This is a genomic window from Paenibacillus sp. KACC 21273 (genome assembly GCF_028736095.1).
Taxonomy (GTDB): Bacteria; Bacillota; Bacilli; order Paenibacillales; family Paenibacillaceae; genus Saccharibacillus; species Saccharibacillus kyungheensis.
Genome location: NZ_CP117876.1, coordinates 158,290 through 175,868, shown reverse-complemented (window position 1 = coordinate 175,868; position 17,579 = coordinate 158,290). Strand labels below are relative to the sequence as shown.

The following is a 17,579-nucleotide window of genomic DNA, read 5'->3' as shown; positions in this document are numbered from 1 at the left end:
CTTTTTTTACTGTCCTAGATCAGCAGTATCCACCAACTGCACTTGCAATTGCTTGTATCCATGTAATTCGAACAGGATTAACTCATTATCGCCTTGCTTTAATAACGGTGCAGGAATATATAGTGTTTTCTGCGGCCCTACTTGCCAGTATCGACCTAGATTAAAGCCATTTAAAAATACTACCCCTTTGACCCAACCATCTACTCTCAGAAACGTATCGGCTGGAGATTGTACATGAAATATGCCACGGTAAAAAGCTGGTTGATCAAGTGGGGCTGATAGCGTCTCTGTCTGTGTATAGATAAGGTCGCTGAGCGAATGTAGTGGTAATGGATAGATCGTCCAATCATATAGAAACGCATTGCCATGCCGTACACCTTCCGTAATCCCTTTAGGATCGCGCAAGTAAGGCCCATAATTAATACGTCCCATATTTTCGACTAGAATATCTAAACGTATACCTTGTTCCGGTACTTCTAAAGGAAGATTAGACGGGGTCCAGCGCTCGATAATCCCTTGATATGTTTCATCTACATATACAATAGCCCGATCACTTACCTGTTGAAGAATAAGTTCCATTTCGGTTCGTGGCCCTTTGACTATAGTGGAATATAAAATAAAGCCATACGCTTGCCCTAGCTTTTCCATCGGTTCAGGTGAAGAAGAATGAATCGCTGTAGTTAGCACATCTAGATTCTGAAATAAAGGACTATATTCATGTAAAGTTACAGTGCCATAATTAGCAGTCGGGATCGGTACAGGTAATTCCAATGCAGGTAAATCTATATATTCACCAAGCACTTCTCGAACCGCAAAAAATTTATCTGTCGGCTGTCCCTGTTCATTTAATAAAGCTCCATAATCATAACTTCCTACAGTTGGTTCATACTGCTTAATATGATTGGCTCCATTGTAAAAGCCAAAGTTTGTTCCTCCGTGGAACATATAGAAATTGAGTGAAGCTTGTTCATATCGCATAATGTCATCAACAGTCTCTGCTGTATCTTGTGCTGAACGGGTCTGATGAGGTTCCATCCAATGATCAAACCAACCGTCCCAGAACTCCATCACCATAAGTGGAGCATCCGGTTGATACTGCTTGAGCTTAGCAAAAGCAGACGTCGCATTCGATCCAAAGTTAACGGTCGCTAGTACACCAGGAACCATCCCACCCTGCAACATAAAGTCTTCCGGCCCATCTGAAGTAAACAACAATATATCCATTCCCCGTATCACCATTGCTTCTTGAATGTATTGAAGATATGCTGTATCGTTGCCATAACTTCCGTACTCATTTTCGATCTGCATCGCTATAATCGGCCCACCTTTGGTACATAACAAAGGTTGAAGAAGCGGTAGTAACATATCATAATAAGCATCTACTTTATCCAGATAAGATATATCATAACTACGCAATCGCATATTCTGATCAGCAAGCAACCATGCAGGCAATCCTCCAAATTCCCATTCGGCACAAATATAAGGGCTGGGTCTAACAATCACATGCAATCCTAATGATCCGGCTAATTGAATAAAAGCTACAACATCTGCGATACCTGTAAAATCAAAAACACCTTCTTGTGGTTCATGCAAATTCCATGGAATATACGTCTCCACTGTATTTAAGCCGAGAGCTTTTAACTTGAGCAACCGATCTTCCCAGTATTCAGGCACGATGCGAAAATAATGTATTGCACCAGACAGCAGACGCATCGGCTGACTGTTATAGACAAAGTCATTGCCAACAACTTCAAAAGTGTTCAACAGCGCTTCCTCCCTATGATCTGATCTACTTCGATCAACCTTTGACCCCGCCCATCATCATGCCTTCGGTTAATCTTTTCTGCAATAATGCATAGACAATGACGGTAGGAATCAATACAATTACTAATCCTGCAAACAGAGAACCCCAATCTGTCGCATATTGTTGAATCTGCATCAGATTAGCCAGCCCGATCGGAATCGTTTTTTTTTCATCACTTGTGACTAATGTTAATGCCAGTACATATTCATTCCAGAAGTCAAAAAAGCCGAATACCACCAAAGTGACAATCGCAGGACGTGTAATCGGTAAAATAATACGGAACAAAATATTCATATATCCTGCTCCATCAATCAGCGCCGCTTCTTCAAAATCTTGTGGAATCGACTTCATAAATCCAATCATCAGATAGACAGAAAAAGAAAGGCTACCTGTCGCATAGACTGCACTTAGCCAGAAGCGATTGTCCAGCATATGTAGATTATTCATCAGAATAAATAGCGGTACAATAATATACGCACCTCCGATAAACAACCCTGCCATATACAGATTGGTAATCAATCCTCTGCCTCTAAATTGCATTCTACCTAACGCATACGCTGTCGGTAAAGCTACAGCTAACAGAATAACCATCGACATCGCAACCACTAATACCGAATTCAGCATATAATCACCAATACGAGCGGTAGTAAAAGCATTCACATAATTTTCCCAGTTCAATGTCTTCGGTAAGCTCCACGGACTTTCCATCACTTCTGTATTTGTTTTGAACGAAGCTAATACATTCCAGATCAAAGGATAAACGACGATTAATGCCTGTATGATCAAAAAAATACGTAACACGATATGACCTACCCAGCGCAGTGGTGTTTTGGATACATTAACCTTAGGCTTTGTGCTCCCGCTTTCAAAGTTGGCTGTCATCGACATGTTAAGATGCCTCCCTTCGTGTTAAACGGTTGCTTAAAATGGCTAACAAAAACGACATTACAAACACAAATACACCAATCGCCATCGCATAGCCAAAATTCGAATTGGAAAAAGCCTGACTGTACAGATACGTCATAATTACTTCGGAATGACGATTTGGCCCTCCGCCTGTCATAATCGATACGATAATAAAGCTAATCGTAAGCACACCGTTAATACTGAAAATAATCGTAATTCGAATAATTTCCCATAACATCGGAATCGTAATATGGATAAACTGCTGAATTGGGGTAGCTCCATCTATACCTGCCGCTTCATACAAATCAGGAGATATACTATCAATTCCTGCCATATACATCACCATATAATAACCAACCGCTTGCCAGATCATCGTGATTGCTAACGCCCACAATACTGTCCGTTCATCGCCTAACCACGGAAGCGCCCAGCTACTTAATCCGATTAAATCAAGCCCTGAATTGAGAAATCCAATCGTTGGATGATAAATAAACGACCATAGAATAGCAATGACGACAAAAGATAAAATACTGGGAAAGAAAAATAAAGTGCGATAAAGTCCACGTTCTTTCAATTTGGAACGTGTTAGAATCGATGCATTAATCAATGCGATAAATAACGTCAATACAGGTACCACTAACATCAAAAATCCGGTATTGCGTAACGATAACAAAAATACATCATCATTGAATAAGTCGATAAAGTTTTGTAGCCCTACCCATTTCGGCTCATCTCCGATACCTGTCCATAAGTAAAAAGATTTCTGGAATACTTCGACCGTAGGATACAACTTAAACAACGTAAGCAATAACAGTCCGGGCAACAAACAAAATAATAAAAACCAGCGCCGTCTTGTCTTCATTTTCATAGGATGCGAAGACTCCTTTCGATCAAAGAGGACGATGTTATCGCCCTCCTTAGTTTTTACTTATGGTGTATTATTCACTAACTCTTGATTCAGTTCAGTATATAATTTGGTCATTTGCGCACTATATTGATCTAATGTCATCTGCTTATTCATCAATGAAGAAATCGGATTATACACTTCTTCGCTTGGATTGTATTTGCTACCTTTAGCTACCGATTTAAACGAACCGTTTATGGCTACCATACCGCTATCGACTGTTTTGTAGACATTGTAAGTCGTATCAGAAATATACTCTTTGACCAGATCGGGTGCTCCTTTAACAGCAAGAATTCCTTTCGATTTTTCAGCATTGAGTTTTACACTTTTATCAGTATACAGATACGATAAAAACGCTTTAGCTAATTCTGGATTTTTGGCTTTGGCTGGAATAACGATCTGCTCTACACTGGTCATCGCTGTAACCGGATCACCTTTTTTAAAAGCAGGTACGCCTAGAAATCCAAACTCAAATCCTTCTTCACGCGGAGCATCTTTCATTTCATCTTCAAACCATGTGCCATTCGGAATAAACATCGCATGACCTTGCATAAATTCAGTCTGTGCTTGTGTATGATTCAAAGCGACTGTACCTTTCATCAATCCGTTATCTTCAGTAGCGATCTTTTCCAGCACACCCCATACCTGACGGAATGTATCACTTGTCCAAAATGCAGGATTGTAATCAAAAAAATCAGTTAATCCCTTCTGCTTACTCACACTATAGATCGAAGGTACAATGATTTCTTCCAGATAACCGGGATATAACCCTTGATACGTAAATAGCGCTCTATTATTTTGTTGTGCTGTTGTATTGAGTGCTAACAATTCATCCCATGTTTTTGGAACTTCAATTCCTTTTTGTTTAAAAAGAGTTTTGTTATACCACAATCCCATTACACCAAAGTTAAACGGGGCAGCATACACTTTGCCATCTCCATAAGGAGCCATCGCTCTGGATTCTAAAGCACCGAGTAGAATTTTATTTTTGAGCGGCTGTGTTTCTCCTTTTGGCGTGCTATCAAACACATCGGTTAAATCTAGTAAAGCATGGTCTTTGACCAAACCATCTAGCAATGATGTATTATCGCTGCCTGCAATATACATTAAATCTGGCGGATTACCGGCTACAATTTTGGGGCGAATCAATTCAGCGATTTTGGGACTGGCGGTAATATTGATCTTGGTTCCCGGATAATCTTTCATAAAGTCTTCTGCAATCGTATCCCAGTATTCCCGTCCATATCCTCCTTGAAAAACAGCGATATTGAGGTCTGGATCAGCAAATTGGCTATTGGCTGCTTGAGTGCTTTTATCTGCACTGCCTGCATTACCCCCACATCCAGCCAACAACGAAAATGACAATACAACTGCACTTAACATATTTAATGTTTTGATCCCCTTCATACATTCACCCCATTTATATAATGAGCTTCTGGATCGAAGCGACGCTGCATGTATTAAGTATAGAAGGGTTCTGATGATAGTAAAATGTACAATACAGGTAAACCTTATAGATGATTTTTAGTTTTTTTATATATGATGAACAAAAAACTAGACAATTTTATGATCATACATAAAATCATCTAGTTTTTTTATTTTTATCTATCATGATAAGACAGGTTTTATCTGCTTAGGTGAGATTCCATAACGTTTTTTAAACAAGCGATTGAAATAAAATGGATCATGAATACCTACTTCTAACGCTACCTGTTTGACCAGCCATTGTCCTGAGGATAGCATTTGATACGCATGATTCATTCGAATATCGTTTAGATACGTTAGAATACTTTGCCCTATTTCTATTTTAAATACCTGACACAAATAAGGTTCAGACAGATTTACATAAGCCGCAATTTCAGATAAATGAATACGCTCTGCATAATGAGTCTGCAAATAATCGATCACTTTTTGTACTTCTGGCCGAATCATCACTTTATGATCGGAATGAGATGGATTTAATCTATGGGGTGTTGGCTTTATTGCTAAAGGTAGAGTGGATTCTTCGATATTCAGACAGTACTGGATATGTTGTCTGAGTTCATGCTCATTACTTGCTCCTATCGTGTACACAATCTGTAAAGGAATATTGTAATACATGTTAGATAAACTGATTATCCGTTGTGCTATTGTTTCACTCCAAGAGGATGGATTCGCAGATATTAACGCAGAACTTTTTTCACAAGTTACGCCTACAATAAATTGATGATTGGTCAGTTCAGCTAACATTACATGATGACTATTGGAAAAAAGTTCATCTGACAATCCTGATAAAGCTGATTTTAAGCGTTGAGCTGCATTCAATAGATTGTCGTTAGCATTAGCTTGTTCGATATTGACTGCAAATAAAAAGAGGAGTTGTCGCTCGATATCCAATGGACGATAAGAAGAGTCTGAAGATGTAGATGATTGTGTATTGATCTCTGCACGTTGAAGTAACTGGATAGCGGAATGATCTATACCGCATATCTCCAATAATTGCTGTTGAAAATCACTATATTCTACAGGATCAGCGATACTGAGAGATGTATTTTTTAGGAGCACGGGTTCTTTTTGATCTATTTTAGCAGCCATTTCTTCAAGTACTTGCATAAAGTTATCTGTCTGCAATGTTAATTTGAGCATATAATCATGTGCACTATGTTTGATTGCTTCACGTACCAATTCAAAATCATTGTAGTTGCTCAATACTAAGATCTCTCCATGATACTGATCAGCTCGTAATTGCTTAATAAGCGCTATCCCATCCATATCAGGCATCTTGATATCGGTAATCACAATATCAATATCAGTCTGTGCGATAAGTTCAAGCGCAGTACGTCCATTCGAACATGACCCCGCATACTCAAATCGACTGCCTTCCCAATGAATAAGCGTTTTTACAGCATGACGAACAATTAACTCATCATCAACAATCAACACTTTATACATCATTTTTGTCCTCCTTTGTACGATCTCGCTTAGGTAATATAATCTCAGTTGTTGTTCCATAATTAATTCTACTATGTGTGATTAGACCATAAGGTTCTCCATAATGAAGCCTGATTCGTTCATGTACATTTGTAATACCTATTCCAGATAATGAGCGATATAACGCTGTCTGTTGACGTTGTTCGCTCTGGTCAAATCCTTTGCCATTGTCGCAGATAAGAATCTGTATTCCTTGATCAGACAGACTGGCTTCTATTCGAATATTTACTTTAGCATGTTCATCTGCTCCAGCATGCAAGATCGAATTTTCGACAATCGGCTGTAAAATAAATTTGGGTACCATCCATGTAGCGGTGTCTTCGTGTAACTGCACTTCCAGATGAAATGAATCACCATAACGAATACGCTGAATATTTGCATAATGTTGTACATTTTCAATTTCTTTCGCTAACGGGGTCATTTCTTCTTTGACTAGAATCGTATTGTGAAGCAGTTCAGATAATGAGCCAATCCCCTGTGTTAGCGAAGCATTGCCACTGAGCATTGCACTCCATTTCAGCGAATTTAATGTATTAAATAAAAAGTGAGGATTAATCTGAGCTTGTAACATTTTGAGTTCTGCTTCCCTTTTCGCTTGCTGTTCGGTCTGGATCTGCACGATCAATTGTTTGAGTCTATCTACCATGTTGTAGATAGTTGATGTTAATTGCTGCATTTCATCTGGATAAGGCCCTTGTTGAGGCATTCCGTCTAACTTCCCACGATCTACCCGTTTGGCAAATAATAAAAGCGAACGCATCGGCGAACTAATACTAAAATATATCCACATAGATACGATAGCAGACAATAGCAACGTCAATAGACATAAGGCGATAATATGATTCCGTAATCCGGTAAGTTCTGACACGATAAAAGAATGAGGAATCAAGCCGATAATATGCCAATTTGCCATCTGAATCGCTGCACTGGTCACCAGCATTTTTGTATTCAAAATTGTTGATTCGAATGCTTCAGATTTGCCTTGATGTTGTTCGCTGATCATTTTAGATATGATATCTTTGTGAAAAATATTGCCTTGTACAATCGCTGGATTCAACGAAGAAATTACCATTCCATTATCATTGGTTATGTAGATACTACTACCTTTTCCTAGATTGACAGACTGATATAGATTACGGGCAAAACTTTTTTCATCAAAACAAAGAACGATATAACCTAGAGATGAATTTAGATCATTTTCGGAATAGATTTTGCGGGTGAGGGCTAATGTTGGCGTACCACGATTAGAACGAAGGTAAGACCAATACGCATTACGAGCAACGCCTTCTGTTTGAGTCATCACTTCACTTAATTGATTACCTGGATACCATTGATATCCCAGATCGAAAAAAGCTGCGCCTGTATTGGTCATAATAACGACATTAGAAAGGTTACTAAAGCTGAAAATCTGCTGATCCAGTTGTTTGCGAATCAACGTTTGCAACACATTTTTGTCCAGATCGGTTAACTGATTGTAATTGGCTAGCCCTGTCTGAATCGAAGGGTTAATAATAATATTTTCACTTAATGTCTCGTATTGTTCCAGTTCTCTAGCAATATTGCGAGCTAATTCATCTAATGTCTGTGTAGACGTCTCACTGATCTTGGTTGTGGTCGATGTCTCATAGATTTGATTGGAGTAAAAGGCGACAATAACGACAGGTAAAAGAGAAGTAATCAGAAAAGCGATCAGTAAGCGATGCTTGATTGAAAGATGACGAAGTAGGAACGAGGATTTTTTGAACCATTTCAATTTAGCGTTAGAGGGCATACCAGAACACCTTCTTGCATCATTTTTCATACTATAATAGCAGAAATTAGAACGCTTGCAAGATCACATCAAGATGATATATTGCAAAAAAGACTGCCGGAATTCACCGACAGCCTGCTTTATTTCATCTTCATACTTTATTAATTCATTAGAATCATGAACCAACCACAACAGGATTGTCTTCATTTTTCGCTTGTGCTGCTTTTTTAATTTGTTTACTGCGCAATTGTCCGCAAGCTGCATCAATATCTGTTCCATGCTCTAGACGAACTGTACAGTTCACACCATTCTTTTTCAACGTATCGTAGAATGTAATAATCGATTCTTGAGAACTACGTTGATACTGGCTATGCTCATCAACCGGATTGTATGGAATCAGATTCACACTAGCTGACTTGTTCATATGAGCGATTAGATCAGCCAATTGCTGTGCATGTTCTTGATGATCATTCACATCACGTAGCAAAATGTATTCTAGCATAATACGGCGATTTGTTTTGGTTAAATAGTACTCTACAGCAGACATCAATTGCTCTAATGGATAAGCACGATTAATTTTCATAATGCGTGTACGCAATTCATTATTCGGTGCATGTAAAGAAAGAGCTAGATTCACCTGTAAATCACTATCGGCAAATTCTCTGATTTTGTCAGGCAGACCACTTGTAGAGACAGTGATACGTTTGGGCGCAATTACCAGACCTTTGCGGTCTTTCACAATATTTAAGAAATCGACCATATTTTCAAAATTATCAAATGGTTCGCCGATTCCCATGACTACGATATGCGTAACCAATTGGTCTTGCGCGGCTGCATCCAGATGAAATTGCACTTTCATAATCTGTTCCACAATCTCACCTGCGGTTAGGTCACGACTTTTCTTAATTAGACCACTGGCACAAAAGCTACAGCCGATATTACAACCTACTTGAGTGGTTACACATACCGATTGACCATACTTCTGACGCATCAATACCGTTTCGATCAAGTTACCATCTTCCAAACGGAACAGAAATTTCACTGTGCCATCAGCAGATTCTTGTTTCACATGTTCGGTTAATGTCTGAATTGCAAAATGCTCGGCAAGCAAAGCGGTACAAGCCGGATTCACTTCAGTCATTTCATTAAATTCAGTTACACGCTGACGATACAAATAATCCCAGACCTGACCGGCGCGGAATTTCTTGTGTCCACGCTCACCAAGCCATGACGATAATTGATCTAATGTTAATCCATAAATGGATGGTTTATTCATGGTATACCTTCTTTCAAAGCTATTAAATTTGAGGAAAAACAGATTAGAGTAGATCTTTTTCTTCCGTTTGAAGAATAGATGCTAACAATCCAGGAAATTGAGTGTCTAGTTCACTTTGGCAAATACGATAAAAATGTTGTCTGCCATCAATGCGTAATTGGATTAATCCCGTTTCGCGTAATATTTTAACATGATGAGACAAGGTGGATTTGGAAATATGACTCATTTGAAAACCTGCACAACTTTTTTCTCCATGATGTGCAAGACACAATAGTATTTTCAATCGCACAGGATCACTTAGTGCGCTGAATACATCGACAAGCTTGATCGGTGTCGGTCTGGTAGCTTCTAATATTTTCATACTCTTCAACTTATCATTTATTGGAGCAACTATCAATTGAAAAGTACGATTTTGGTCGAACTATTTATTATGTTAGATGTATGATACACTTTAACAGTTCGAATTTCATCAAACTATTAAATACAATGAGAGCAAGATTGTGTTTTTTTATCAAAAAGGAGCCTTATCAAATGACAACAGCTATCCAAACATTAAATGACTATTTCCGCTTATTCGATGCTTCACGTACTGATCCACAAGCGATGGAACAATTGTTGGATTTATTTATTCCAGATGTAGAGATTGTACTGAACGGAGCTACACGTAACGGGTTCAAAACCTTTATGGATACATTCTATCAATACAATATTGATATCAAACATATGCATGAGCCGTGGGAACTGCAAACCAACGGAACCTACGAATCCCGCTGGGCAGTATGTGGCATGTCGAGTGAAGGAACAGTCTATGCCAAAACAGGAATTGATATTGCTCGCGTGAATGAAGAAGGTAAGATTGTATTTTTGGAAAATGTACAGGAGAATCAAGACGCTTTTAGCAAGTATTGATACTAACTATGTAGATTAGGTTCTATGTTTATTGCGATAGGATCTGACTGCTACAATCGTAATCCAGGTTAGTACCGCTACGACAGCAATCACGACTCCCATCGTAATCAACAAATTACTCCATACGATATGCATATCATTCACCTCATTTATATCTGGATTTTATTGGTAATGATAATAAGTGTACATAAGCGATCATCATCATGCAAATGAACAGCATATAGACAAGCAAAGGAGCATCTTCGTTCACAAGATGCTCCTTCTTTTGATCTACTTTTTCAATATAAATGTTATTCCTAGAACGACTATTAACAACAACCCCATATACCAACCATCTCTGCCTGCTAATTGTGGAGTCAGATAATACGTACGCTGACGTGTGCCTGTGAATCCGCGTGCTTCCATCGCTATCGCTATGCGTTCAGACTTGCGAATACCTTGTGTGAATAGCGGTAACGCATAACGGATAAAAGATTTCCAGCTATTCTTCTGCTTATACCCTCTAATCTTATGCGCCGATTTCATTTGAGCCAGTTCTGTCTGGAACAAAGGAATAAAGCGAAATCCAGCTAACAGTCCATAAGCCCACTTTGGCGATAATCTACATTGATGAACCAGACTCATAATCATAGCAGTAAGATCGGTGGTCGATGTGAACAACAGTCCATACGTAACAAATCCAAGCATCCGCAGGGCGATCATTAGACCATTATTCAGACTTTCTTCAGTAATATGGAACCATCCCCATTGCCAGATGGTATGCTCACCTTTACCAAATGCCGCCATCATCCAGAAAATCATTACAAAAAAGATCGTGTACGGCAACAATCGTTTGAGCAAATAAGCAATCCGCCAACCACCCAAAGTCAGTCCAATCACCAGTGCTACTAACCAGATCGCTAAAGTGATACGAGGATCAGTGACTGCCATCAATACGCACATCACTAATAAATGAGTCACCAACTTGATCGTCGGATTCAAGGTGGATAACCACGAATGATTGCTTTTCATACAATACTCCGCTCCTTCTGTGGCTGTAGCAACCGGTAATGAAGCGGAGGAATAATCGCATGATCCCCGATCTGTTCTGGATTAGCAAAGAGATGATAAGGCGCTCCATTGTAGATCACTTTGCCCTGATCAAACAAAATCACGGTATCGGCGTATTCATCGACCAGATCCATATCATGAGTGACCATCACAATCGTTGTTCCTTGCGCTTGCCGTTGTTGCAGTCGCTTGATTAATTCAGCCGATGTTTTAGCATCTTGCCCGAATGTAGGTTCATCTAATAAAAGTAACGACTGATCGAATAACAGCATAGTCGCTACACTCAAGCGCCTTTTTTGTCCCAGACTAAGTGTAAATGGATGTTGATCTTGATAAGCTTCTAAGCCGAATTCTTGCAATAATTGTATCGTTTTGGAGGTTACTTCTTCTTCTGACCAATTCCGTTGTCGTCCGCCAAAAGCGATCTCGTCAAAGACCGTATCGGTTACAAATTGCAATTCAGGATTTTGAAAAACAAATCCCGCTTGCTCATACAGATCACGATCACTCCATTTTTTTAATAATTTATGTTGAAAAGAAAGCTGACCACTACGAATACGTTCTAACCGAATTAAACTTTTGAGAAATGTGCTTTTCCCACTTCCATTAGCACCGACAATCGCTACCCATTTCCCTGACTGAATCGAAATGTTCATATCGCTCATAACAGATTTTTGACGATACCCGATCTCCAGTTGTTCGGTAACTATGATATCAGGTGTATGATTGTCGGTTGTATCTGCATGTAGTGTAGCTGTACGGCGTTGTTGTAGTGTCTGTTGCAACTGCTTCGCTAATGGATGAGACGGATGATCTTGTACATCTTCCCATGTATACGGGAATAATTGAGGTTGCCATATGCCAGCTTCTTCCATCTCTGCACGATACCGCTTGATCATGTCTGCTGGCTTGCCTTGAGCCATAATACGCCCTTGTGCATTCATTAAAATGACTGTATCCATCCACTCAATACACCCATCTAATGTATGTTCTACAAATACCATCGTCTGTCCGTACTGATCAGCTAGGTCATGTAGCAATTGAAAAATTTCTTTGCGACTGATCGGATCAAGTTGTGCTGTCGGTTCATCGAAAAAAAGAACTTCCGGTTCTAGCGCTAACAGACACGCTAGCGCTAGCCGTTGCTTCATGCCTCCAGATAGGGTCTCAATAGCAGTATGACGATCTATATTCAGACCGACTTGCTTCATCACTGTATCTATCATAGTGTCCATCTGAGCACGCGGAATAGAGCGATTTTCCAAGCTAAAAGCAATCTCTTCATCCACATGAAGCATACAGAACTGCGAATCCGGGTCTTGAAACATCACGCCACATTGAGGGGCTAACTGAATCTCGCCTTCCACTTCAGCTTCTACATGTTCAGGAATAATACCGGACAATGCAGATAATAGCGTCGACTTGCCACTACCACTTGGCCCTAGAATCAATACTTTTTCTCCACGTGAAATCGATAAATGAATGTCTGTTAATACATTTTCTTCTCGCTGATAAAAACGTACTGACAGGTCTTTACACCCTAGAAGCGATTCCATTCGCATTTCCCTTCTTCCGCCGTACTTTCATAATTTCGTATTGATCCAGTACCCCTGTTTTGCACAAAGCTTCTACAATAATTTTGGCTAACCATCCACCTAAAATCATTCCACTGATCACTTGAATAACCAGAGTCGTAATCAATACTTGTGTGGTGTAATAGCCGAATCCATTAGCGATAACGTTATACAATACTCCACCTACTGCCGCCAGCGCTCCTGATAACATTAACGTCATCAAGTTATAACGTTTGTAGCCAAATACAGCAAAAGCAATCTCTGCTCCAATCCCTTGAAACACACCGATCAATAAAGCAGATAATCCAAAATGGCTACCTGTTAACAGCTCTACAGCCGCCGCCGCTACTTCAGCAATCAATGCCGCCCCTGGCTTACGAATAATATAAGCTACAATCGGGCTTGCAATAATCCAGATGCCGAACATAAATCCTGCACCTACAGGCCCCACTAATGCAGAGATCGGTATCCATAATGTCGACCATCCTAGATAAATAACGCCACAAGCCACCGCCAGAATAACAGTCAACACCACTTCTTTCATTTTCCATGTCATAGAGATTGATGAGGAACTCATACGCGTGCAACCTCCATCGGCACAGGCCAATCTTCCAGAGTGTACGCCATATCCCAGAACATATATTCAAACTGACAACTTAGAAGAAAATGCTCTTTCATACGCGCCCGATGTGCAGGTGTCGTCTGCTCTGCCCATTCATCCAACCGAGCACAGAATTGATGAGTAATCGTATCGGTACGATTGCCATAAAAGTTAATCCAATCATAAAAAGGATGGGAGGCATCAGGCTTCACTTCATCCAATAATTTCACGCCAATCTCCCAATACGTCCACGGGCAAGGCAACAATACCGCCAAAATATCGCCTAAATCCCCTTCATGAGCCACAGTTAACATATGACGAATATAATGATGAGAAGAAGGAGAAAGCGCATATCCTTGCAAATCTTCATACTTGACGCCAGCCACCTCGCAAAAGTTATTATGAGGATGAATTTCACTATGAAGCACAAATGAAATTTGCTCGTTAAACATTGCCATATCTTCACGTGTTGGGCATTTCGCAATTGCCGTTCCATAGATACGCATAAAAGAATTCAAATACTCAAAATCTTGCTTTACATAATGGATCAATTGCTCGCTACGCAGATCACCTTTGGCAATCCCTTGTACAAATGGATGGTTAAAAATCGCTTCAAAAATAGGGTCTGCGGCCTGTCTAATTTCCTGTGAAAAACTCATAACTGTATCCTCCTTAGATTGAAGCATCGATAAAGACGCTTGGTTAATAAAGAAGGACCACTACTGGAATATATGGAAAAATACATGCAAAAAAGCCGCCCCGTGATGGAGCGGCAGAATAGGTGTACGTATATGTACAGGTACCCTTGCACAGTCTCCACTTTCCTACGCTAGTATGAACTAGATCAGGTTCCAAGGGTCCGGGATCTTCCCGTCTCAGCCTACACAAAGGCTCCCCTAGTGGTCATTCGATTCATTTGCATCTTACTGTACACACGATTGAACAGACTGTCAACTGCTATAACCTCAGTAATCTTTCCTTTTTTAACAGTTATAGGGTTATAAAATGGTGTAAAATATAATTATTAGTAAGGATTGACGCGTAAATTTAACTATCTAAACAGAATTGAGTTGATCTCGATGACACGTAAAGTGGTATTGGCAGGTGGCACAGGATTTATCGGGCAGTATTTGGAAAAAAGATTTGCAGCATTGGGTATTGAAGTGCAGATCATTTCCAGACAATCTCCGCATATCGCATGGGATGATCATCAAAGAATTGTTCAAGCTCTCGACGGAGCAGAAATGGTGATTAATCTAGCGGGTAAATCGGTCAATTGTCGTTATAACGAACAAAATAAACGTGAAATTATGAACTCTCGAATCGAAACCACCCAGATTCTTGGAAACGCTATCCTGGCTTGTGAACATCCGCCTGCGCTTTGGATCAATTCCAGTACAGCTACCATTTATCGCCATGCAGAAGATCGCCCTATGACCGAGACCAAAGGCGAAATCGGTAGCGGATTTTCGGTAGATGTTGCCAAAGCGTGGGAAGAAGCTTTTTTCTCTTTTAGCCTTCCCCATACCCGTCAAGCCGCACTACGGATTGCTATCGTATTAGGGCCCGGTGGTGGTGTGATGACCCCTTTCAAAAATCTAGTTCGCTTCGGGCTGGGTGGTCATCAAGGGTCAGGGAAGCAGATGTTTAGCTGGATTCATGTCGAAGATTTATTTCAGATTATTTTATTTATTCAAGAGTGGGAATCGCTTGAAGGAGTATTCAACTGCACGTCTCCTAATCCGGTGACCAATCGTGAACTGATGGCAACGATGCGCAAAGTGATGCATCGTAAAGGCGGTCTACCTGCGTCTACATGGATGCTTAATCTAGGAGCTAGAGTGATTCGGACGGAACCTGAATTGGTGCTTAAAAGCCGTTGGGTGATCCCTAATCGTCTCATCAAAGAAGGATTTATGTTCAAATACGGACGGTTGGAACAAGCACTGCACCATATTTTGCATACAAAATCATAACATCATACCGTACAGACGAACATGACTTTTAAAATAAAGCAAAAAAGGGTATCGTAGAGGTAGACTTGAGTAACAGCTTGAATAGCTTACTCAAAAATTAGAGTTAAAGGTGTGCTTATACGTGCGAATTAATAAATATATTAGTGAATCTGGAATTACATCCCGCCGGGGTGCTGATAAATGGATCAATGAAGGTATTGTCACAATCAATGGTGTGGTTGCCGAGCTAGGCAGTCAGGTCGAAGAAGGCGACGATGTGCGGGTCAAAGGCAAACCGATCAAAGTCGAACAAGAAAATGTCTATATTGTGCTCAACAAGCCGGTAGGCATTACCAGTACAACCGAGCGCCATATTCGGGGCAATATCGTAGATTTTGTCAATCATCCCCTGCGTATTTTCCATGTCGGACGATTGGATAAAGATTCGGATGGCTTGATTATGCTGACCAATGATGGCGATATCGTTAATGAGATTTTGCGTGCTGAAAATAAGCATGAAAAAGAATATATCGTCACTGTAGATCAACCGATTACGCCTTCTTTTCTCAAACAAATGGCTTCCGGTGTAGAGATTCTAGATACAGTTACGTTACCTTGTCAGGTCGTTCAACAATCCAAATATGTATTCAAAATCATTTTGACGCAAGGATTGAATCGTCAGATTCGCCGCATGTGTTCTGCACTTGGCTATGAAGTTCGTGCGCTACGCCGTACGCGTATTATGAATATCCGTCTGGGCAATCTACCAACAGGCAAATGGCGCGACCTGACAACCGATGAACTCAATCGCCTATTCCGCGATCTGGAATATACGCCCAAAAAACGCTAATAGACCAAAAATGTAAAAAAACCTCTTTTATAATCTGTTACCGAATGTAAGGTAGCGGATTAATTAAAAGAGGTCTCTTTCACTTAAATTATTATTTTATTTTTTTAAAACAGTATACCAATCTGGCGGAAATCCTATTAATGTTCGATCTATTTCTGAATACATATCAAGTAAACTTTTAAGTTTTTCTAACCAATCATTCCATACATCTTTGTTTGGGATGAAGTATTTCATAATCAAAATAACAGAAAAAACTTTCTTATCATCTATAATTTTGGGCTTATCTTTTTTAAATAATTGAGGAGGATGTGGAAAATTTCTATTGTACACTCGTCCATAATGAGCACATATATTTCTAAGATTACTAATCGAATGTAGCCAACTACTTACATAAAACCCTTTTATACCATCATAATACATATATCCTATGTAGTCTTTATCTTCCTTCTTCAAGTTTTTGAACAATTTAGATATCATTCCAAAAGTAGTAATTTCCATAGCTACCCATACAGGAAACTCACCAGCATATTTCGAATAATAATGCTTAACAAAAACATCTTTAGACAGCTCAAGAGTTCTATTTAATTCTTTGATAAAATTATCATGCTTATCTGAATCCATAAAGTTTTCAGCATATATATAACCCATGCCATCATATTTTTGGGAAAGTGTAAGAGAAATATGTGTACGCATAGATATTTCAATAGCTTCAGTAACTTCCATTACCAAAGATCTTAATTTTAGATCAAACTCATAAAGACGATAAATATTCTCGAACGTGACATTTTTGTTGAATTGATCTCCATTTTTTAGAGATAAAGTATATGCAGTTAAGCGATAGTAACTAACATGGGTAAGTATACTCTTCGCCCATTCTTCATTCCCAATAATTAATCCTCTTGATTTAAAAATATCTAATTGCTCTTCAACAGTTTTGGAAGGCTTAACAGAGTGAGGGATACTTTTCATCGTATGTAAATAACTCCATATAAAAAAATTGTCTCGCCCTGGTGCGCAACCTTGAGGTATG

16 protein-coding genes and 1 riboswitch are annotated in these 17,579 nt (G+C 39.5%); of the genes, 3 read left to right on the top strand and 13 right to left on the bottom strand.

All coding sequences use genetic code 11. The features are described 5' to 3' along the window. Positions 1-6: 6 nt before the first annotated feature. The 8 genes from PQ460_RS00830 to PQ460_RS00795 all read right to left on the bottom strand — a co-directional run bounded on the left by PQ460_RS00830 (position 7) and on the right by PQ460_RS00795 (position 9,971). Positions 7-1,764 carry a glycoside hydrolase family 35 protein gene (locus PQ460_RS00830; protein WP_443147186.1) on the bottom strand — a complete coding sequence of 586 codons (1,758 nt, stop codon included), beginning with the start codon at positions 1,762-1,764 and terminating at the stop codon, positions 7-9. 34 nt (positions 1,765-1,798) lie between these two features. Further along, positions 1,799-2,692 (bottom strand): carbohydrate ABC transporter permease, encoded by an 894-nt coding sequence (locus tag PQ460_RS00825; protein ID WP_274171439.1) that lies wholly within the window; start codon positions 2,690-2,692, stop codon positions 1,799-1,801. A gap of 1 nt (position 2,693) precedes the next feature. Continuing rightward, positions 2,694-3,578 (bottom strand): carbohydrate ABC transporter permease, encoded by an 885-nt coding sequence (locus PQ460_RS00820; protein ID WP_274171438.1) that lies wholly within the window; start codon positions 3,576-3,578, stop codon positions 2,694-2,696. 60 nt (positions 3,579-3,638) lie between these two features. Next, entirely contained in the window at positions 3,639-5,021 is a 1,383-nt protein-coding gene (locus tag PQ460_RS00815) for a carbohydrate ABC transporter substrate-binding protein (protein WP_274171437.1), read from the bottom strand. A gap of 201 nt (positions 5,022-5,222) precedes the next feature. Continuing rightward, on the bottom strand, positions 5,223-6,548 hold the full coding sequence (locus PQ460_RS00810) for a response regulator transcription factor (protein WP_274171436.1): 1,326 nt from the start codon (positions 6,546-6,548) through the stop codon (positions 5,223-5,225). Next, the gene (locus PQ460_RS00805) at positions 6,538-8,385 is read right to left on the bottom strand and encodes a sensor histidine kinase (RefSeq protein WP_274171435.1); all 1,848 of its coding nucleotides are present in this window, start codon (positions 8,383-8,385) and stop codon (positions 6,538-6,540) included. Before PQ460_RS00805 ends, PQ460_RS00810 begins: the two co-directional genes overlap by 11 nt. Before the next feature lie 124 nt (positions 8,386-8,509). Further along, positions 8,510-9,610: a dual-specificity RNA methyltransferase RlmN gene (gene rlmN, locus PQ460_RS00800; RefSeq protein WP_274171434.1), complete on the bottom strand. Its 1,101-nt coding sequence runs from the start codon at positions 9,608-9,610 to the stop codon at positions 8,510-8,512. Positions 9,611-9,653: 43 nt separating this feature from the next. Then, positions 9,654-9,971, bottom strand: a complete 318-nt coding sequence (locus tag PQ460_RS00795; RefSeq protein ID WP_273614165.1) for an ArsR/SmtB family transcription factor — start codon at positions 9,969-9,971, stop codon at positions 9,654-9,656. A 170-nt stretch (positions 9,972-10,141) separates the two neighbouring features. Here PQ460_RS00795 and PQ460_RS00790 point away from each other — a divergent pair, with 170 nt between their 5' ends. Further along, positions 10,142-10,519: a nuclear transport factor 2 family protein gene (locus tag PQ460_RS00790; RefSeq protein WP_273614166.1), complete on the top strand. Its 378-nt coding sequence runs from the start codon at positions 10,142-10,144 to the stop codon at positions 10,517-10,519. 270 nt (positions 10,520-10,789) lie between these two features. On the opposite strand, the gene PQ460_RS00785 is transcribed toward PQ460_RS00790, so the two are convergent. The 4 genes from PQ460_RS00785 to tenA are packed head-to-tail and all read right to left on the bottom strand — an operon-like array spanning position 10,790 to position 14,403. Then, on the bottom strand, positions 10,790-11,530 hold the full coding sequence (locus tag PQ460_RS00785) for an energy-coupling factor transporter transmembrane component T family protein (RefSeq protein ID WP_274171433.1): 741 nt from the start codon (positions 11,528-11,530) through the stop codon (positions 10,790-10,792). Next, entirely contained in the window at positions 11,527-13,125 is a 1,599-nt protein-coding gene (locus PQ460_RS00780; RefSeq protein ID WP_274171432.1) for an ABC transporter ATP-binding protein, read from the bottom strand. The genes PQ460_RS00785 and PQ460_RS00780 overlap by 4 nt, the downstream gene beginning before the upstream one ends. Beyond that, the gene (locus PQ460_RS00775; RefSeq protein ID WP_274172851.1) at positions 13,103-13,699 is read right to left on the bottom strand and encodes an ECF transporter S component; all 597 of its coding nucleotides are present in this window, start codon (positions 13,697-13,699) and stop codon (positions 13,103-13,105) included. Before PQ460_RS00775 ends, PQ460_RS00780 begins: the two co-directional genes overlap by 23 nt. 17 nt (positions 13,700-13,716) lie before the next feature. Continuing rightward, complete coding sequence (gene tenA, locus PQ460_RS00770) at positions 13,717-14,403, bottom strand: thiaminase II (RefSeq protein WP_274171431.1); 687 nt, start codon at positions 14,401-14,403, stop codon at positions 13,717-13,719. Positions 14,404-14,548: 145 nt separating this feature from the next. Next, positions 14,549-14,652: riboswitch (TPP riboswitch) on the bottom strand. A gap of 171 nt (positions 14,653-14,823) precedes the next feature. Between tenA and PQ460_RS00765 the strand changes: the two genes are divergently transcribed. Both PQ460_RS00765 and rluF read left to right on the top strand, forming a co-directional pair. Continuing rightward, entirely contained in the window at positions 14,824-15,720 is an 897-nt protein-coding gene (locus tag PQ460_RS00765; protein ID WP_274171430.1) for a TIGR01777 family oxidoreductase, read from the top strand. Positions 15,721-15,841: 121 nt separating this feature from the next. Continuing rightward, complete coding sequence (rluF, locus tag PQ460_RS00760; protein WP_204825881.1) at positions 15,842-16,549, top strand: 23S rRNA pseudouridine(2604) synthase RluF; 708 nt, start codon at positions 15,842-15,844, stop codon at positions 16,547-16,549. A gap of 96 nt (positions 16,550-16,645) precedes the next feature. Here the strand turns inward: rluF and PQ460_RS00755 are convergent, their stop codons facing one another. Further along, positions 16,646-17,518, bottom strand: coding sequence for an Abi family protein (locus PQ460_RS00755; RefSeq protein ID WP_274171429.1), 873 nt, complete (start codon positions 17,516-17,518; stop codon positions 16,646-16,648). Positions 17,519-17,579: the final 61 nt, after the last annotated feature.